19 protein-coding genes are annotated in these 16,625 nt (G+C 66.8%); 10 read left to right on the top strand and 9 right to left on the bottom strand.

Annotation, left to right across the window (positions count from 1 at the left end; all coding sequences use genetic code 11):
* Positions 1-34: 34 nt before the first annotated feature.
* On the top strand, positions 35-1,000 hold the full coding sequence (locus tag V2B31_RS16615; RefSeq protein WP_328280598.1) for a GGDEF domain-containing protein: 966 nt from the start codon (positions 35-37) through the stop codon (positions 998-1,000).
* Here V2B31_RS16615 and truA read toward each other — a convergent pair.
* Together truA and fmt are read right to left on the bottom strand one after the other, a co-directional pair.
* On the bottom strand, positions 993-1,748 hold the full coding sequence (gene truA, locus V2B31_RS16610) for a tRNA pseudouridine(38-40) synthase TruA (protein WP_328280596.1): 756 nt from the start codon (positions 1,746-1,748) through the stop codon (positions 993-995). The two genes, V2B31_RS16615 and truA, sit on opposite strands and share 8 nt — an antisense overlap.
* Before the next feature lie 5 nt (positions 1,749-1,753).
* Positions 1,754-2,662 (bottom strand): methionyl-tRNA formyltransferase, encoded by a 909-nt coding sequence (gene fmt / locus V2B31_RS16605; protein WP_328280594.1) that lies wholly within the window; start codon positions 2,660-2,662, stop codon positions 1,754-1,756.
* Positions 2,663-2,715: 53 nt separating this feature from the next.
* On the opposite strand from fmt, the gene recR reads away from it, so the two are divergent.
* The 4 genes from recR (at position 2,716) to V2B31_RS16585 (ending at position 5,126) form a co-directional block, all read left to right on the top strand.
* Complete coding sequence (gene recR / locus V2B31_RS16600; RefSeq protein WP_328280592.1) at positions 2,716-3,312, top strand: recombination mediator RecR; 597 nt, start codon at positions 2,716-2,718, stop codon at positions 3,310-3,312.
* A gap of 37 nt (positions 3,313-3,349) precedes the next feature.
* Positions 3,350-3,880 carry a peptide deformylase gene (def, locus tag V2B31_RS16595; protein WP_328280590.1) on the top strand — a complete coding sequence of 177 codons (531 nt, stop codon included), beginning with the start codon at positions 3,350-3,352 and terminating at the stop codon, positions 3,878-3,880.
* A 208-nt stretch (positions 3,881-4,088) separates the two neighbouring features.
* The gene (locus V2B31_RS16590) at positions 4,089-4,391 is read left to right on the top strand and encodes a hypothetical protein (protein WP_328280588.1); all 303 of its coding nucleotides are present in this window, start codon (positions 4,089-4,091) and stop codon (positions 4,389-4,391) included.
* A gap of 66 nt (positions 4,392-4,457) precedes the next feature.
* The gene (locus V2B31_RS16585; protein WP_328280586.1) at positions 4,458-5,126 is read left to right on the top strand and encodes a hypothetical protein; all 669 of its coding nucleotides are present in this window, start codon (positions 4,458-4,460) and stop codon (positions 5,124-5,126) included.
* Between the two features lie 4 nt (positions 5,127-5,130).
* Here V2B31_RS16585 and phoB read toward each other — a convergent pair whose 3' ends face one another.
* The 7 genes from phoB to V2B31_RS16550 form a co-directional block, all read right to left on the bottom strand.
* Entirely contained in the window at positions 5,131-5,832 is a 702-nt protein-coding gene (phoB, locus tag V2B31_RS16580; RefSeq protein WP_328280584.1) for a phosphate regulon transcriptional regulator PhoB, read from the bottom strand.
* A 2-nt stretch (positions 5,833-5,834) separates the two neighbouring features.
* A complete protein-coding gene (gene phoU, locus V2B31_RS16575; protein ID WP_328280582.1) occupies positions 5,835-6,530 on the bottom strand; it encodes a phosphate signaling complex protein PhoU in 696 nt (231 codons plus the stop codon).
* A 17-nt stretch (positions 6,531-6,547) separates the two neighbouring features.
* Positions 6,548-7,336 carry a phosphate ABC transporter ATP-binding protein PstB gene (pstB, locus tag V2B31_RS16570; protein WP_328280580.1) on the bottom strand — a complete coding sequence of 263 codons (789 nt, stop codon included), beginning with the start codon at positions 7,334-7,336 and terminating at the stop codon, positions 6,548-6,550.
* A 5-nt stretch (positions 7,337-7,341) separates the two neighbouring features.
* On the bottom strand, positions 7,342-8,583 hold the full coding sequence (pstA, locus tag V2B31_RS16565) for a phosphate ABC transporter permease PstA (RefSeq protein WP_328280578.1): 1,242 nt from the start codon (positions 8,581-8,583) through the stop codon (positions 7,342-7,344).
* 130 nt (positions 8,584-8,713) lie between these two features.
* Complete coding sequence (gene pstC / locus V2B31_RS16560; RefSeq protein ID WP_328280576.1) at positions 8,714-10,108, bottom strand: phosphate ABC transporter permease subunit PstC; 1,395 nt, start codon at positions 10,106-10,108, stop codon at positions 8,714-8,716.
* Between the two features lie 12 nt (positions 10,109-10,120).
* Positions 10,121-11,170, bottom strand: coding sequence for a substrate-binding domain-containing protein (locus tag V2B31_RS16555; RefSeq protein ID WP_328280574.1), 1,050 nt, complete (start codon positions 11,168-11,170; stop codon positions 10,121-10,123).
* Between the two features lie 103 nt (positions 11,171-11,273).
* Positions 11,274-12,566 (bottom strand): sensor histidine kinase, encoded by a 1,293-nt coding sequence (locus tag V2B31_RS16550; RefSeq protein WP_328280572.1) that lies wholly within the window; start codon positions 12,564-12,566, stop codon positions 11,274-11,276.
* 100 nt (positions 12,567-12,666) lie between these two features.
* On the opposite strand from V2B31_RS16550, the gene V2B31_RS16545 reads away from it, so the two are divergent.
* The 5 genes from V2B31_RS16545 to V2B31_RS16525 all read left to right on the top strand — a co-directional run bounded on the left by V2B31_RS16545 (position 12,667) and on the right by V2B31_RS16525 (position 16,624).
* On the top strand, positions 12,667-13,092 hold the full coding sequence (locus V2B31_RS16545) for a hypothetical protein (RefSeq protein WP_328280570.1): 426 nt from the start codon (positions 12,667-12,669) through the stop codon (positions 13,090-13,092).
* A 173-nt stretch (positions 13,093-13,265) separates the two neighbouring features.
* Complete coding sequence (locus V2B31_RS16540) at positions 13,266-13,448, top strand: HPr-rel-A system PqqD family peptide chaperone (protein ID WP_328280569.1); 183 nt, start codon at positions 13,266-13,268, stop codon at positions 13,446-13,448.
* The gene (locus V2B31_RS16535) at positions 13,445-14,308 is read left to right on the top strand and encodes an HprK-related kinase A (RefSeq protein ID WP_328280567.1); all 864 of its coding nucleotides are present in this window, start codon (positions 13,445-13,447) and stop codon (positions 14,306-14,308) included. Before V2B31_RS16540 ends, V2B31_RS16535 begins: the two co-directional genes overlap by 4 nt.
* Positions 14,305-15,294: a nucleotidyltransferase domain-containing protein gene (locus V2B31_RS16530; RefSeq protein ID WP_328280565.1), complete on the top strand. Its 990-nt coding sequence runs from the start codon at positions 14,305-14,307 to the stop codon at positions 15,292-15,294. Before V2B31_RS16535 ends, V2B31_RS16530 begins: the two co-directional genes overlap by 4 nt.
* 250 nt (positions 15,295-15,544) lie before the next feature.
* Positions 15,545-16,624: an endonuclease/exonuclease/phosphatase family protein gene (locus V2B31_RS16525; protein WP_328280563.1), complete on the top strand. Its 1,080-nt coding sequence runs from the start codon at positions 15,545-15,547 to the stop codon at positions 16,622-16,624.
* The last annotated feature ends 1 nt before the right edge of the window (position 16,625 follow it).

Here is a 16,625-nt window from a genome sequence, read left to right as displayed (position 1 = left end):
CCTCTCTTTACGATTGTTCGTGCAGAAGCATCGCATGAGCAGGATGATGCAGGGCGACTTCGCGGTCGATATCGGCAAAGCTTTGCCGTTGACGGTGGAGCAGGGGCGTATCGAACAGAGCCCCGGCATGATGGTGGAACTCGCGCAGGCGCGGCGGCGGTTCGAGGCGACGTTTCAGCACGCGCCCGTCGGCATCGCGCATGTGGCGCTGGATGGCCGCTTCCTTATGGTCAATCCGCGATTCTGTGCGATTAGCGGCTATGATGCCGATACGCTGATCCGCACGGGATTCCAGCCGATCACCCACCCGGACGATCTATATGCCGACGAAGCTCTGCTGGCGCGTCTCAACGCCGGTGAACTGCCGCGCTACGCTATGGAGAAGCGCTATATCCGCGCGGACGGCACGATCATCTGGGTCAAGCTGACGGTTGCGATGGTCCGCGACGATGCCGGCGAGCCGGAATTTTACGTCGCGGTGATCGAGGACATGTCGGAACTGCGCCAGGCGAGTTTCGAGGCGATGCACGATCCGCTGACCGGCCTGCTCAACCGCCGCGGTTTCGCCGGGCGGGGGCGGGACGTGCTGAGCGAAGCGGCGCGGGCGGGCCGAAGCCTATCCTTGCTGTTCCTTGATCTGGATGGCTTTAAGGAATTGAACGACAAACTGGGCCACGGCGCTGGCGACGATTGCCTGGCGGCGGTGGCCAGGCGGCTGCGCATAGTTGGGGGCGAGAGCGATGTGGTCGCGCGGCTGGGCGGCGATGAATTCATGATGATGGGAGTCGGCCTTGATGAAATCGCTGCCCGCGCATGGGCCGAGCGAATTTGCGTGGCTTTGGCGGATATCGGCGAAGGGATAAGCGGCAGCATCGGCCTGGCGCTTGCGGCTCGTGCAGGAACGGACGATCTCGACCGGATGGTCGCCTGCGCCGATGAGGCCATGCGCGGCGCGAAGCAGGCGGGCAAGAATCAGGTGAAGGTCGTTCGCTTCAGTTGAGCGGCGAGTCGGGGTAGGTGGCGCCGACGAAATAAAGCCCATCGGGTGGGGCGTTGAGGCCGAGGGCGGCGCGGTCCCTCGCATCCAACGCGGCCTTGAGGTCGGTGGCGGTCCAGCGACCCATGCCCACCATGACAAGGCATCCGACCATCGATCGCACCTGATGATGCAGGAAGGAGCGGGCGGCGGCGTGAATGGCGATGCGGTCGCCGTCGCGTTCGATGTCCAGCCGGTCGAGCGTCTTGACCGGGCTTTCAGCCTGACAATGGGCCGAGCGGAAGGTCGTGAAATCGTGGCGACCGACCAGTAGTTGCGCGGCCTCGTCCATTGCTGCGGCATCGAGCGGCTGGATCACGCGCCAGGCAAGGCCATGCTCCAAGGTGAGCGGCGCGCGGCGGTTGGCGATCCGATAGACATAGGCGCGGCCGATGCAGGAGAAGCGGGCGTGCCAATCGTCCGCCACTGTCTCGCAGGCGAGGATCGCTACCGGATCGGGGCGCAGATGGGCGTTCACAGCCTCCATCAGGCGGAAGGGCGCGATCGGCTTGGCAATGTCGGCATGGGCGCGCATGGCAAGGCCATGGACGCCCGCATCGGTGCGGCCGGCGGCATGGATTATGGCGCGCTCGCCGGTGACGGCGAAGATCGCATCTTCGATCGCCTGCTGCACGCTCGGCCCATGCGCCTGCCGCTGCCAGCCCATGAAGGGGCGGCCGTCAAATTCGACGGTGAAGGCGAAGCGGGTCATTGCGGTCAGGGGTCGACTTGGCTGCCGGCGGGCATATCGAAACCGCGCAACAACTCGCCCGCGCTCATCGCCGCCTTGCCCGCGCGCTGGATGAGCGTAGGCCGCAGCGCGTCCGCGCCGCAGCCGATCAGCAGGCTATCGTCGAGAAACAAGCCCGGCGCGCCTGGATGATGCTCGCAATGGGCGGCGAGGATGCGGAAGCGTTCGCCACGATAGACGAAGAAGGCGCCAGGTAAGGGGTTGAAGGCGCGGACCTGTCGTTCGGCATGGTGCGCGCCATGGGTGAAATCGATCCGCGCTTCCGCCTTGTCGATCTTGGCGGCGTAGGTGACGCCCTCGTCCGGCTGCGCCATCGGCGGGTGGAGCGAGAGGTCGTCCAGCACCTCGACCATCAGGTCCGCGCCGGCCTGCGCCAGTTCGGCGGTCAGCGCGCCGGCCGTCTTGTCCTCGATCGGGGTGACATGCTTGGCGCGCATCGGGCCGGTGTCAAGGCCGGCCTCCATGTCCATGATGGTCACGCCGGTCACATTGTCGCCGGCCAGGATCGCGCGCTGGATCGGCGCGGCGCCGCGCCAGCGGGGCAGCAGCGAGGCGTGGATGTTGAGGCAGCCATGGCGGGGCGCGGCCAATATGGCGGGGGGCAGGATAAGGCCATAGGCGGCGACCACCGCAACATCGGCGTCGAGCGCGGCGAAGGCGGCCTGCGCATCGGCGTCCTTCAGCGAGGCGGGGGTGCGGACTTCTATTCCCAACTGTTCCGCGCGCTGATGGACGGAGGAGGGGCGCAATGCCTTGCCACGGCCCGCGGGTCGCGGCGGCTGGCTGTAGACGGCGACGATCCGATGCCCGGCTTCCGCCAGCGCGTCGAGCGCGGGAACGGCGAAATCCGGGGTGCCCATATAGACGATATCCATGACGGCCTCTCAAACCCCTTGTCTGTGCCGGTTGCAACCCCTTATCTCGGCATATGGCTTCACCGGAAATCGAGGCGCTGACCCAAGCGCTGTCCCGCCTGCCCGGATTGGGACCGCGTTCGGCGCGGCGCGCGGTGCTGCATTTGCTGAAAAAGCGCGAAGGGGCGATGGCGCCGCTGCTGCGTGCTCTCGAGGCGGTGAACGAGCGGCTGGTGAGCTGCCGCATCTGCGGCAATGTCGATACGGTCGATCCCTGCGGCATCTGCGCCGATCCCCGCCGGGACGCGCGGGCGCTGTGCGTGGTGGAGGATGTGTCGGACCTCTGGGCGCTCGACAAGTCGCGGCTGTTCCCCGGCCGCTTTCATGTGCTGGGCGGAAGGCTCTCCGCGCTGGAAGGGGTGCGGCCGGAGGATCTGGCGATCGAGGCGCTGGTCGCCCGCGTGGAAGCAGGGGGCATCGACGAGGTGGTGCTGGCGATGAACGCCACGCTGGAGGGGCAGACGACCGCCCATTATCTGGCCGAGCGGCTGGAGCGCTTCCCGATCCGCCTGACGCAATTGGCGCATGGCGTGCCGGTTGGTGGGGAGTTGGACTATCTCGACGAAGGCACGCTGGCGCAGGCGCTACGGGCGCGGCGGCCGGTCGGCTGAGCTTGATAATCGCGCGCGTTCCGCCTATGTTCGGCTCATGGCTATTCGTCCCATCCTGGAAGCGCCCGACCCGCGCCTGCGTACCATTTCGACCCCTGTCGAGGCGATCGATGACGATCTCCAGACGCTGATCGACGATATGTTCGACACCATGTATGACGCGCCCGGCATAGGGCTGGCGGCGATTCAGGTGGGGGTGCCCAAGCGGGTGCTGGTGATCGATTTGCAGGAGCCCGAATCGGACGAGGAAGGCGCGCCGGCGGTCAAGAAGCCGCTGGTCTTCATCAACCCCCAGATCCTCAAGGGTTCGGACGAACTGTCGGTCTATAATGAGGGCTGCCTGTCGGTGCCCGACCAGTTCGCGGAGGTCGAGCGGCCTGCCGTCATCCGGGCGAGCTGGATGGATCGGGAAGGCCGCATCCATGAGGAGCAGCTGGAAGGGCTGCTCGCGACATGCCTCCAGCATGAGATGGATCATCTGGAGGGGATTCTCTTCATCGACCATCTGTCGCGGCTGAAGCGGGACATGCTGCTCAAGAAGCTGGCGAAGGCGCGCAAGGCGGCCTGACGAGCGGCTGGAAAGCCTAGACAAAGCAACGCCCTGACCTGCGCGGTCGGGGCGTTTTTCATTCCTGCTGATGGAAAAATCCTTTTCTTTCAATCCGTTCATCTTCCTCTGCTGATCCGGCATCCTGCACCATCTGTCGGAATGTTGCTTGTCGGAAATGCCGGGCTCGGCTCTGTCCGCTCGGCTTGGTTCAAGAAGAGGAGAAAATATGTCGCCATCCATCAAGCAGATCCTTCCCCTTTCGGTTGTGCTCGTCGGCTCGCTGGGCCTGGGCGGGTGCGCCACCAAGGGCTTCGTACGCGAGCAGGTCGCCACGGTGAGCCAGCGCGTCGACGCCTTGGAGCAGCGGCTCCAGACGACCGACGGCACCGCGCAGCAGGCGCTCGGCGAGGCGCGGTCCGCTGCCGGGCAAGCGCAGCAGAACGGGCAGCGGCTCGACCAGCTCAATGCGCGCGTCGACGGCATCGAGCAGCGCATGGTCGAAGCGCAACGCAAGCGTCCGCGCCACTGACCCCACCCTTCACGTCATGGCCGGTGCGAGTGCGCCGGCCATGACGCATTCGGAGTGATTTTCCCGATGCTGATCCGATCGCGGCTGACGCTGTTTGTCGCTCTCGTGCTTGCGGCGCCGGCGCTCGCGGCGGAGGCGGCGGAGACAAAGCCGGAGAAGGCGCCCGACGCTATGGATATGCGGGTCGATCCCACGCCGGGCGCCGCCCGGCTGCTGGGCTGGGTCGTGGCGTCGGGCGATCATGGCGCGCTGCCTTATGCGGTCATCGACAAGGCGGCGGCGCGGCTGTGGCTCTATGACGCCAAGGGTAAGCCGATCGCCGACGCGCCGGTGCTGATCGGTATCGCGCCGGGGGACGAGGCGACGCCAGGGGTAGGGGCCAAATCACTGGCGCAGATCGGTCCGGCGGAAAAGACGACGCCGGCCGGTCGCTTCCTCGCAAAGTTCGGGGTCGCTGCCGGGCGAACGCGGGTGCTGTGGGTCGATTATGCGACCTCGGTCGCGCTGCACACTATTCCGCCGGGTACGGCGAGCGAGAAAAGGCGCGAGCGGATGCTGTCGCCCGATGTGGCCGACAACCGCATCACCTTCGGCTGCATCAATCTGCCCAAGCGCACCTATGCGCAGATCGGCCCGCTGTTTCGGAAGAAGGGCGGCTATGTCTACATCCTGCCCGACGTGAAACCGGTGGAAGAGGTCTTCCCGCAGCTTCACGCCTATCCGGCGGCGGGGTGAGCCGTCAGCCGACGCCTTCTGTATCGAGCGCATAGCCTGCCGAGCGGACCGTGCGGATGATGTCCTGATAATGGCCGTCGGCATTGATCGCCTTGCGCAGACGACGGATATGGACATCGACCGTGCGCAGTTCGATATCGCTGTCCTGCCCCCAAACGCTGTCCAGCAGCCGCTCGCGCGAGAAGACCCAGCCGGGATGCTCCAGGAAATGCTTGAGCAGGCGGAATTCGGTGGGGCCAAGCGGAATGACCTGGCCGCCGCGCCGGACCTTGTGCCCGACCGTGTCCATTTCGACATCGGCGAAGGTGAGCGTCTCGCCAGCCAGCGCAGGGCGCACGCGGCGCAGCACCGCGCCGACGCGGGCGACCAGTTCGCGGGGCGAGAAAGGCTTGGTCACATAATCGTCCGCGCCGGTCTCAAGGCCCCGCACCCGATCCTCTTCCTCGCCGCGCGCGGTGAGCATGATGATCGGGATATTGGCGGTGCCGTTCATGCGGCGCAGGCGGCGGCAGACTTCGATCCCCGACAGGCTTTCGACCATCCAGTCCAGCAGCACGATGTCGGGCGTGCTTTCCTGCGCCATCAGCAGCGCTTCCTCGCCGTCCACCGTATGGGCGACGTCGAAATCCTCCCGCTTGAAATGCCAGATGAGGAGTTCGGCCAGCGCCGCATCGTCCTCCACCAGCAGCATCTTCGCCCGTGCCATGCTCAGTCCTCCGGCTGGATGTCGGCGCCGCGCTCGCGTTCCGGCAGGGTCTGGCCGGTGGCGGCATAATAGACCATCTCCGCGACATTGGTCGCATGGTCGCCGATGCGTTCGATATTCTTGGCGACGAACAGCAAGTGGGCGCACTCGCTGATCGTCTTGGGATTTTCGACCATGAAGGTCACGAGCGTGCGGAAGACGCTGTTGTAGAAATCGTCGACCACCGTGTCGCGCTCGACCACCGCCAGCGCGAGTTCGGGGTCGCGCGCGGCGAAGGCGTTAAGCGCGTCATGCACCATCTCGCCCGCCACCTGGCCCATCGAGGGAAGCAGCGAAATCGGCTCCAGCGTGCGGGTGTTCGTCGCGATCAGCGGCACGCGCTTGGCGATGTTCTTGGCATAGTCGCCGATCCGTTCGACCACGCCGACGATCTTGAGCGCGGCGATCACGTCGCGCAGGTCATTGGCCATGGGCGCGCGCAGGGCGATGACCTGGATCACCAGCTTCTCGACCTCCGCCTCGATCGCGTCGATGCGCCGGTCATCGGCGACCACCTCGGCAGCCAGCGTCTTGTCCTGACGCTGAAGCGCCAGCATCGCATTTTCGATCGCCGCTTCGGCGCGACCGCCCATTTCGGCGATCAGCCCGCGCAGCCGGTCGATATCCTCGTCAAATGCCTTGATCGTATGTTCAGCCATGTTCGTCTCTCCGCCGATCAGCCGTAGCGACCGGTGATATAATCCTTGGTGCGCTCCTGACGCGGATTGGTGAAGATGTCGGATGTCACGCCATATTCGACCAGTTCGCCCAGGTGGAAGAAGGCCGTGCGCTGCGACACGCGAGCGGCCTGCTGCATATTATGGGTGACGATGACGATGGCGTAGCGGCCGCGGAGTTCGTGGATCAGCTCCTCGATCTTGGCGGTGGCGATCGGGTCCAGCGCCGAGCAGGGCTCGTCCATCAGGATGACTTCGGGCTCCACCGCGATGGCGCGACCGATGCAGAGGCGCTGTTGCTGGCCGCCCGAGAGCGCGGTGCCGCTGTCGGACAGCCGGTCCTTGACCTCGTCCCACAGGCCCGCGCGGCGCAGCGACTTTTCGACGATCACGTCCATATCGGCCTTGCCGGCGGCGAGGCCATGGATGCGCGGGCCATAGGCAATATTCTCATAGATCGACTTGGGGAAGGGATTGGGCTTCTGGAACACCATCCCTACCCGCGCGCGCAACTGCACCACGTCCATCGAGGGCGCGTAGATATTCTCGCCGTCGAGCGTGATCTCGCCCTCGACCCGCGCCGAAGCGACGGTGTCGTTCATGCGGTTCAGGGTCCGCAGGAAGGTCGACTTGCCGCAGCCTGACGGGCCGATGAAGGCGGTGACATTGTCCATGTCGACATCGATCGACACGCCCTTGATCGCCTGTTTGGGGCCGTAGAAGACCTTGACGTCGCGCGCGGTCATCTTCGGATTGGCGGGGGCGAGGCTTTTCTGTTCTTCGGTCATGGCGATTACCACCGTTTTTCGAATTTGTTGCGCAGGTAGATGGCGAGGCCGTTCATCGCGAGCAGGAACACCAGCAGGACGATGATGGCGGCGGAGGTCTTTTCAACGAAGCCCTTGGAGACTTCGTCGGACCAGAGGAAGATCTGCACCGGCAGGACCGTGGCGGGATCGGTAATGCCGCCGGGCGGGGTAGCGATGAAGGCGCGCATCCCGATCATCAGCAGCGGCGCGGTCTCGCCCAAGGCGCGGGCCATGCCGATGATCGTGCCAGTGAGGATGCCGGGCAGGGCGAGTGGCAGGACGTGCTGGAACACGACCTGAACCGGCGAGGCGCCGATGCCGAGCGCCGCGTCGCGGATACTGGGCGGCACCGACTTGATCGCATTGCGGCCGGCGATGACGATCACGGGCATGGTCATCAATGCCAGCGTCATGCCGCCGACCAAAGCGGCGGAGCGCGGCAGGTGCAGGAAGTTGAGAAAGATCGACAGGCCAAGGAGGCCGAAGATGATCGAGGGGACAGCGGCCAGATTGTTGATCGACACTTCGATAATGTCGGTCCACCAGGTCTTGGGCGCATATTCCTCCAGATAGAGGGCGGTCGCGACGCCGATCGGGAAGCTCAGGAGCAAAGTCACCAGCATCGTCAGCAGCGAGCCCTTGAACGCGCCCCAGATGCCGACCTGGACCGGATCGGTGCCATCGCTGGAGCCGAGGAAATTCCAGTTGAAGCCGGTGGACAGGAGTCCCGCGTTTTTGAGGCGCGCGACCGCCGCTTCGGCGTCGGGCGGACCGTCGCTCTTGGCCGCGAGGTCGATCGCGGTCGAGGCGGGCACGCGGATGGTTTCTGTCCGCGAGAGGATCGTCGGGTCCGCCTTGATCGCGTCGCGCAGGCTGAGCCAGGCGGTCGGTGCGAGCAGGGCGTCGGCGTCCTTGCCGAGCGCTTTCTCCGCGATCTCGGCCGCGACCACTGGAAGATTGGCGTTGACCAGAGCCGCGTCCGTGATGGCGGCGGGATTGAGCGGCAGGCGCGCGGCGGGGAAATCGACCTTGAGCGCGATTTCGGTGCGGGTGAAGCCGCGCAGGCCGTTGCCCATCATCGTCGCGAGCAGGAAGGTCAGGAACGCGGCCGACAGCAGCACGGCGAGGAAGCCGGCGAGCTTGAACCGGCGCTCGGCGGCGTAGCGGCGCGCGATGCGGCGCTGCATCGCGTCCGATTTCCAATCCGTGGGGAGGCGTTCAGTCATTACTGCTTTTTCCCGTTCGGGCTGAGCGAAGTCGAAGCCCTCTGCTGAGCGAAGCGAAGCGCCGAGCCTTCGCTTCGCTCAGGCGAGCCCTTCGACAGGCTCAGGGCGAACGGATGATGTGCCAAGGGCCTCATTCGTATGCCTCGCGATATTTCTTCACGACCCGCAGGGCCACGATGTTGAGCAGAAGGGTGACGACGAACAGGACGAGGCCGAGCGCGAAGGCGGCGAGAGTCTTGGCGCTGTCAAATTCCTGGTCGCCGGTCAGAAGCTGGACGATCTGGGTCGTCACCGTCGTCACGCTGGCGAAGGGGTTGAGCGTCAGGTTGGCGGCAAGGCCGGCGGCCATCACCACGATCATCGTCTCGCCAATGGCGCGGCTGACCGCCAGTAGCACGCCGCCCACGACACCGGGCAGGGCCGCAGGGATCAGCACGCGGCTGATCGTTTCGCTGGTGGTCGCGCCCATGGCTAGGCTGCCGTCGCGCATCGATTGGGGCACGGCGGCGATGCTGTCGTCCGCCATCGAGGAGACGAAGGGGATAATCATCACGCCCATGACGAGACCGGCGGCGAGCGCGCTTTCGGAGGAGGCGCCGCTGATGCCGATCGAGACGGCGAAGTCACGCAGCGCGGGGGCGACTGTCAGCGCCGCGAAATAGCCATAGACGACGGTCGGGACACCCGCGAGCACCTCCAGCATCGGCTTCATCCATGTGCGGATGGTGGGGCTGGCATATTGTGTGAGATAGACCGCGCTCATGAGACCGAGCGGAATGGCGACGATCATGGCGATGATCGCGCCGATGAAGATCGTGCCCCAAAAGAGCGGCACCGCGCCGAACGCATCCTCATTGCCATAGCCCATCGCGGCGGACTGCGGGCTCCATTTGAGGCCGAAGAGGAAGTCGATGGGGTTCACCATCGAGAAGAAGCGGAAGCTCTCCCACAGCAAGGAGGCGACGATCCCGACCGTGGTCACGATCGCCAGCAGCGAGGCGACAAGCAGGGTCGCCATTACCAGCCGCTCGACCCTGGTGCGGGCGCGGAAGTCCGGGCGGATGCGGGTGAAGGCATAGGCGCCGCCGGCGAAGGCAAGGATCAGCGCCAGTACGACGCCCGCCACGCCATAGGTCTGGAGCGCTTCGCGATAGGGTTCGACAAACGGTTCGCTGGCGGGGTTGAAGGCGGCGGCCTGCACGCCCGAGGCGATGGCGCGCGCCTCGCCAAGCAGGGCGGCGCGCGCGAAGCGGTCGGCCGGCAGAGTCTGCGCGGCGGGTTCGGTCAGCACCGCCTGAGTTACGAGGCCCGGCGAGACATTGGCCCAGACGGCGAGGAAAAGGCCGGCCGGGATCAGCGTCCAGAGCGCGACATACCAGCCATGATAGCCCGGCAGGCTGTGGACGGCGTCCCGCCGCCCGGTTTCGCGCGCGACCGTCTGGAGCCGCAGCGCGCGGGCACGGGCAGTGACCCAGGCGATCGCGCCGAGGCCTGCCAGCAGCAGGAGGATTGCAGGTCCGGTCATGGGGCCTTTCGCTTATTTGAGGTCGGCGCCGTCGAGGACGGCGAGCGATTTCACGGTTGCGGCGCTCTTGCGGCGCACATCCTCGGGCGCGGCGACCATGCCGCGCCGGGTCAGCACGCCGCCCGGTCCCCAGTTCGCCGCGAAGCTGTCGAGGAAGAATTGGAGGCCGGGGATCGCCTGCATATGCGCCTTCTTCACATAGATGTAGAGCGGACGCGCGCCGGGATATTGGCCAGTGGAGACGGTGTCGTAGGTCGCCTGGATGCCGTTGATCGGCACGTCGTTCAGACTGTCCTTATTTTCTTCGAGGAAGCTGAAGCCGAATATGCCGACGGCATTGGGATTGGCGTTGAGTTTCTGCACGATCAGATTGTCATTCTCGCCCGAATCGACATATTTGCCGTCTTCGCGGACGCGGGTGCAGGTCGCCTTAAATTCGTCCTCATTCTTTTCCTTCAGCGCCTTCATCGCCTCGTCGCTCTGGCAGCCTTTCTCCAGGATCAGTTCGGCGAGCGAGTCGCGGGTGCCGCTGGTCGAGGGCGGGCCGAAGACCGAGATGGGGATGGCCGGGAGGCTGGGGTCCACGTCATTCCAGTTCTGCGTCTTGTTCGGCCCCTTGCCATAGGGATTGGCGGCCAGCGCTTCATAGACGATCTTGGGCGTCAGCTTGAGGCCGGGGCCTTTTTTCGATTCAGCGAAGGCGAGGCCGTCGACCCCGACCTGGATTTCGACGATGTCCTTGACGCCATTGGCGGCGCATTGCTCATACTCCGCCTTCTTCATCCGGCGCGAGGCGTTGGCGATGTCGGGATATTGCGCGCCGACGCCGGTGCAGAACAGCTTGATGCCGCCGCCGGTGCCGGTCGATTCGATGATCGGCGACTTCATGCCCGGATTGCTCTGGACGAAAAGTTCGGCGGCGGCGGTGGCGAAGGGATAGACGGTAGAGGAGCCCACGGCGCGGATCTGGTCGCGCGTGCTGGCGCTGCCGGCCTCGTCGGTGCAACCGGCAAGGCCAAGCACGCTCACGGTCGTCGCGGCGAGCAGGGCGAACGTCTTCACGGAAACCTCCATCATGCGGCCGCGAGTCGCTCTGATCGCTGCCCCCCTTGGGCAGGGGCCTAGTCGCGGACCATCGCGCCTTTGTGACGCTGGCATTGCATTTTCATGACACTGCGTCCGAAAGCGTCGACGGACGCCTTTTCTCGTCCTGCCGGCCCTGGCTTTCCTCGACCGGCGGAGGCAGGAGGATGGTGATGGTCGTGCCCTTGCCGAGCGTGCTCGCGATGTCGAGCCGGCCGCGATGGCGCTCGACGATATGCTTGACGATGGCAAGGCCAAGGCCCGTGCCGCCCATGGCGCGGCTGCGGCCGGAATCGACGCGATAGAAGCGTTCGGTGAGGCGCGGGAGATGATCGGGGCCGATGCCCTCGCCCTCGTCCGCAACGATGAGCCGGGTCATGCTGCTCGGCCCTTCGGTCAGCGACACGCGGATGGGCGTGCCGGGGCGGCCATATTTGATCGAGTTGCCGATGAGATTGTGGAGCAGCTGCGACAATTGGGCGCGGTCGCCCTGAACCGGCGGCAGTTGCGGGGCAATCTCCATCTCCACGTCGCGGCCGCGCTCGCCATGGCTGGAGCGGACGACGCCGACGACTTCGGCGGTGAGTTCGGACATGTCGACGCTGGCGTCGGGCAGGCGGTGCTTCTCCGATTCGATGCGGGAGAGCGAGATGAGATCGTCGATGAGGCGCTGCATTCGGCGCGCCTCTCCCTCCATGATGCCGAGGAAGCGTTCGCGGGTTTCAACGTCGCGGCCCATTTCGGGGTCGGCGAGCGTTTCGATGAAGCCCAATATGCCGGCCAGCGGCGTGCGGAGTTCGTGGCTCGCATTGGCGACGAAATCGACGCGCATCCGCTCGGCCGCATGAGTGCCGCTATGGTCGGCGAGGTGGACGAGGCGGCGCATGTCGGCGACCGCGCCGACCGGCGCGATCCGCATCTGCCAGCGCTGGTCGCGGGCGCCCAGGCCCACCAGCTCGATCATCACCGCTTCGGCCAGCGGCGCGGCGCTGGCGAGGCGTTCGGCAGCGGCAGGATGGCGGATGGCGATGCGCGCATCCTCCCCCTCGATATGGCTGCCGAGCAGACGCTGGGCGGCGCGATTGGCATGGCGGATGCGGCCGCGCTCGACGAGCATCAGCGGGTCCGAAATGCCTTCCAGCAGGCTGGCAAAATCGGGATGGCCGATGAGGTCGGGCGTATCGGGCAGCACCAGCGCCGGCTCGGCGGCGGGCGGCGGATCGGCCTGGACCGCGCAGATGAGCAGGATGGCGAGCCCGGAAAGGGTCAGCATCGCCAGCGGCAGCGGCGAAGAGCCGAGCATCAGCGCGCCCCCCGCCCCCAGCAGCAGGGTGGCGAGCGAGGCCGTGATCTGCGAAACGGTTAGTCGATTCATGGTTACCGCGCTGGATTTGTCGCGCATTTGCTGCGATGTCTGGTTGCAATAGCGGCCAATCTTTACGGTTTGGCAAGCGCAAGCTACGGACAAGAACGAGATGAGCGAGCCGACGCCCGATCCGCAGAGCCAGGAGGCACAGGCCGGCGAGGCCGGATCGCCCGCGCCCTCGCGCCGCCAGCTGCTGATGGGCGGGGCGGTCGCCGCGTCGGCAATCGTGTCGATCCGGCCGGCGCTGGCGAATACGGCGGCGTCGGTGCTGAACTGCACCATTCCCGTGCCCGACCAGGGCCGCGCGGGCAGCGCGATCGCGCCCAACGGGCAGGTGGTGCCGGCAGGCACGCCGGGCGCGTTTCCGGGGACCGGGCGCAGCTTCACCGGTGAGCAGGTGAAGCAGGCGATGCGCGGCCGGCCGCTGCCGGGGACCAGCTACGAGCAGAACCAGGCCTATCTCAACTATATCCGCCGGTTGCAGCGGGGAACGAGCGGTTTCACCTGCTATGCCTCGCTCCAAATGCCGCGCTGATCCGCCATTTTTTGCGCGCCGGCGGTGCTTAAGCGAACACCGAGTGGGACAGCTGTTTAGCATAGAGGCCGAGGGTGGAGACAGCCTATCGCCGGGACGAGGAGGATGCGGTTTCGGCCTGTGTCCTCGATGATATGGTATTATTATACCATAGGAGATCGGGCCAGACGCATATGGTCATCAGCCCGGTGCCGGAAATATTGGAACGGATGGTAGACGGGGAGACCGTGACCGCTGCGGCGATGCACGACCGGCTGGCGCGCGACTTCGACTTGGGCGAGCGGGCGGCGGCGGTGGCGGAGATCGGGTCGCATCTCGATGCGCTGGTGGCGCTGGGGCTGGTGCGGCCGGCATGAGGCACGCGATCATGCTGCGGATAGGGCCGGCGACGTTTCGGATCGGGTCGGCCTGGGGCAGGCCGATCGATGCGCTGGCGCGGCTCTATGCCGACTATCCCGATGTGCGCGGCGCGATCGCCGACTTCACCGTGCGATTGCAGCCGGCTAGCGCGCTGCGGCGCTGGGTGCGGCCCCACATCTTCATCACCGGCGATCATGGCCTGGCCGACGCCGCGCCGATGAGCCTAGCGCACGGGCTGCTGGCGGCGGAGATGGGGATGAACCTCCAGATGGCGCTAGGGTGGCGGCGGCACCTGCTGCTCCATGCGTCGAGCGTCGAGAAGGACGGCCGGGTTCTGGTGATGACCGGCGAATCCGGGTCGGGCAAGTCGACGCTGGCGGCGTTGCTGGGCGAGCGGGGCTGGCGGCTGATGGGGGACGAGTTCGCGCTGCTCGATATGGCAAGCGGCGCGATCCTGCCCTTTCCCCGCCTCGTGTCGCTCAAGAACCGGGCGATCGACGTGGTGGCGGGGGAAGTCGGCGCGGCGCGGATGGGGCCTTTGCTGCGGGCGACGGCCAAGGGCGATATCCGCCATATGGTGCCGCGCGGCGATGCGGTGGCGCGGATGGACGAGGGGGGGATGCCGGCGCTGCTGCTGTTCCCGCGCTTTGGTCATGAGGCCGCTGTGCGGGATGTGGGGCAGGGCGAGGTGTTCATGCGGCTGACCCAGGCGTCGACCAATTATGTGGCGCTGGGGGAACCCGCCTTTGCGGCGCTGACCCGCTTCGTGCGCGAAGTGCCGGCGCGCGCGATCGACTTTCCGAGCGGCGATGCGGCGATTGCAATGGTCGAACGGCTGTGGAGCGAGACACCATGAGCGCGGCGCGGCTGGTGCGGGCGCTGCGGGAGCCGGGGTCGGTCGCGGGGCTGGACGCGGCGGGGTGGAACGGCCTGATCGCGGCGGCGCGGGCCGAGCGGCTGATCGGGACTTTAGCGTGGCGGCTGGAGGGGGTCGAGGTGCCGGACGCGGTGCGGCCGATCCTGGAAGATGCCAGGCGCGAGGCGGCGACTGAGGCGCGGCAGGCTTTGTGGGAGGCGGACCGGGCGGTGGTGGCGCTGCGGCATCTGGGGGTGCGGGTCGTGCTGCTGAAGGGCACGGCCTATGTTGCCGCGGGGCTGAAGGCAGGCCAGGGGCGGTTTATCGGCGATCTCGATATCCTCGTGCCGCGCGATGCGATGCCGGTGGTCGAGCGGGCGCTGATCGACGCGGGATGGGAGTGGGTCAAGGAAGACGCCTATGACGACGCCTATTACCGCCAATGGATGCACGAACTGCCGCCGATGATCCATGTCGAGCGGGACCGGATGATCGACGTGCATCACACGATCCTGCCGCTGACGGCGCGGCCGAGACCCGATGCGGCGGCGATGCTGGCGGCGGCGGTTCCCGTGGCCGACGGGCTATGGGTGTTGTCGCCCGAGGATCGGGTGGTCCATGCGGCGGCGCATATGCTGGCCGACGGGGATGTGCAGGGTGGGCTGCGCAATTTGTGGGATATATATTGCCTGCTGAAGGAGGCTGATCCGGCGCGACTGGCGGCGCGGGCGCGGCTGCATGGGTTGGAACGGCATGTGGCGCAGGCAGAGCGGCTGGCGGCGGCGGTTTACGGCAAGGGCGCGCGGCTGGGGCTGTGGGATCGGATCGTGCGGGCGCGGCTGCTGGCGCGCGACGGGTGGGGGCGCGAGACGCGCAAGGCGCTGGTGTTCGCTTTTTATCTACGGTCGCACCTGCTGCGGATGCCGCCGTTGATGCTGGCGCGGCATTTGTGGACCAAGTGGCGCAAGGGGCATCGGCCGGGGTAGGGGTGCTTTGCGGAGAGAGAGAAGCGTGTTCCTTGACGGTGGATTGGGGGCGAGGGGGGGAGATGGGTTCCCGCGTTGACCTTCGGCCGCCCTTCGGGTCGCGGGAATGACGAGGGTAGGGGCGGGCGGCGTTACAGTAATGCGTCGGGGGGATGACGCGGGGTGACCCGGTAATTTCATCATGCTGCAATCGCGAAGACATGGACATGACCCACGACGCGGCTAGGGCGCGGCCAAGGGGGACTTGTCCATGTCCAAGCCAGTACGCGCCTTGCTGTTCGCGACTCTGGCCGCCTTGTGCGCTGCCGGATCGTCCGGCGCCAGTGCGCCCGACGCGGAGCGGGTGATGGCCGGCGGCGCGGTCGCCGACCTGCCGCTGTCCGTCATGACCTATAATGTCATGGGATTGCCCTGGCCGGTGGCGTTCGGGCGTGACGAGGCGCTGGCGCGGATCGCGGATCGGCTGGCGGGGCTGCGGGCGCAGGGGCGGCAGCCGCATATCCTGATGTTGCAGGAAGCCTTCATCGTCGATCCGGCGCAGTTCGCGCGGCGCGCGGGCTATGCTCATGTCGCCGCCGGGCCAGATGCCGCGATGCGAACCCCGTTGCCGGCGACGGCGGCGGACCGCGCCTTTCTGGCCGGGGCGCGATGGGACCGGGGCGAGACGGCGGGGCGGCAGATGGGCAGCGGGCTTGTCATCCTGTCCGACTATCCCATCGTGAAAGCCGAGCGGATGGCCTTTCCCGCCTTCGCCTGCGCGGGTTTCGACTGCCTTGCCAACAAGGGCGTGCTGATCGCGCATCTGGCGGTGCCCGGCATGGCCGCGCCGGTGGCGGTGGTGAACAGCCATTTGAACGCGCGGAAGGCAGCGGGCGTGGCGGTGGCGCGGTCTTTCCGCGCGTTCGACCGGCAGGCGGGGCTGCTGGCGGACTTCGTCGCGGCGAAGGCGCCGCCAGGGCGCGCGGTCATCATCGGCGGGGACTTCAATATCGGGCGGGACCGGCAGCGGATCGCCGCCTTTTTCGCGCGCACGGAGGCGGCCGGGCTGGGTTTCGTCGCGCCGCATCTGGGCGGCGCGAAGCGGGCGCTCGCGGGGGACGCGCCGGTCGTGGGCGAGGGTGACCTTCGCCGGGCGGCCGAGCGGCAGAAGGACTGGCTGTTCGCGCGCGGGGCGGATGGACGGCCGATGCGGGTGATGCAGGCGCAGGCGCCCTTTGGCGAGGCGGCTGGCCCGATGCTGTCCGACCATGTGGGCTATGCGCTGAGCTATGCGCCGGTGGGGGAGAGGCCGGTGCAGCTGGCGGATCGGGGACGCAATCCGGGGGGATGAA

Origin of the sequence: Sphingobium sp. (genome assembly GCF_036170395.1) — a bacterium.
Classification (GTDB): Bacteria; Pseudomonadota; Alphaproteobacteria; order Sphingomonadales; family Sphingomonadaceae; genus Sphingobium.
This window is presented reverse-complemented; position numbering and strand designations above follow the sequence as displayed.

Bases quoted from the DNA above. Each gene is read 5' to 3' on its own strand.
- V2B31_RS16615 (WP_328280598.1), top strand. From the start codon at position 35: ATGAGCAGGATGATGCAGGGCGACTTCGCGGTCGATATCGGCAAAGCT.
- truA (WP_328280596.1), bottom strand. From the start codon at position 1,748: ATGACCCGCTTCGCCTTCACCGTCGAATTTGACGGCCGCCCCTTCATG.
- fmt (WP_328280594.1), bottom strand. From the start codon at position 2,662: ATGGATATCGTCTATATGGGCACCCCGGATTTCGCCGTTCCCGCGCTC.
- recR (WP_328280592.1), top strand. From the start codon at position 2,716: ATGGCTTCACCGGAAATCGAGGCGCTGACCCAAGCGCTGTCCCGCCTG.
- def (WP_328280590.1), top strand. From the start codon at position 3,350: ATGGCTATTCGTCCCATCCTGGAAGCGCCCGACCCGCGCCTGCGTACC.
- V2B31_RS16590 (WP_328280588.1), top strand. From the start codon at position 4,089: ATGTCGCCATCCATCAAGCAGATCCTTCCCCTTTCGGTTGTGCTCGTC.
- V2B31_RS16585 (WP_328280586.1), top strand. From the start codon at position 4,458: ATGCTGATCCGATCGCGGCTGACGCTGTTTGTCGCTCTCGTGCTTGCG.
- phoB (WP_328280584.1), bottom strand. From the start codon at position 5,832: ATGGCACGGGCGAAGATGCTGCTGGTGGAGGACGATGCGGCGCTGGCC.
- phoU (WP_328280582.1), bottom strand. From the start codon at position 6,530: ATGGCTGAACATACGATCAAGGCATTTGACGAGGATATCGACCGGCTG.
- pstB (WP_328280580.1), bottom strand. From the start codon at position 7,336: ATGACCGAAGAACAGAAAAGCCTCGCCCCCGCCAATCCGAAGATGACC.
- pstA (WP_328280578.1), bottom strand. From the start codon at position 8,583: ATGACTGAACGCCTCCCCACGGATTGGAAATCGGACGCGATGCAGCGC.
- pstC (WP_328280576.1), bottom strand. From the start codon at position 10,108: ATGACCGGACCTGCAATCCTCCTGCTGCTGGCAGGCCTCGGCGCGATC.
- V2B31_RS16550 (WP_328280572.1), bottom strand. From the start codon at position 12,566: ATGAATCGACTAACCGTTTCGCAGATCACGGCCTCGCTCGCCACCCTG.
- V2B31_RS16545 (WP_328280570.1), top strand. From the start codon at position 12,667: ATGAGCGAGCCGACGCCCGATCCGCAGAGCCAGGAGGCACAGGCCGGC.
- V2B31_RS16540 (WP_328280569.1), top strand. From the start codon at position 13,266: ATGGTCATCAGCCCGGTGCCGGAAATATTGGAACGGATGGTAGACGGG.
- V2B31_RS16535 (WP_328280567.1), top strand. From the start codon at position 13,445: ATGAGGCACGCGATCATGCTGCGGATAGGGCCGGCGACGTTTCGGATC.
- V2B31_RS16530 (WP_328280565.1), top strand. From the start codon at position 14,305: ATGAGCGCGGCGCGGCTGGTGCGGGCGCTGCGGGAGCCGGGGTCGGTC.
- V2B31_RS16525 (WP_328280563.1), top strand. From the start codon at position 15,545: ATGTCCAAGCCAGTACGCGCCTTGCTGTTCGCGACTCTGGCCGCCTTG.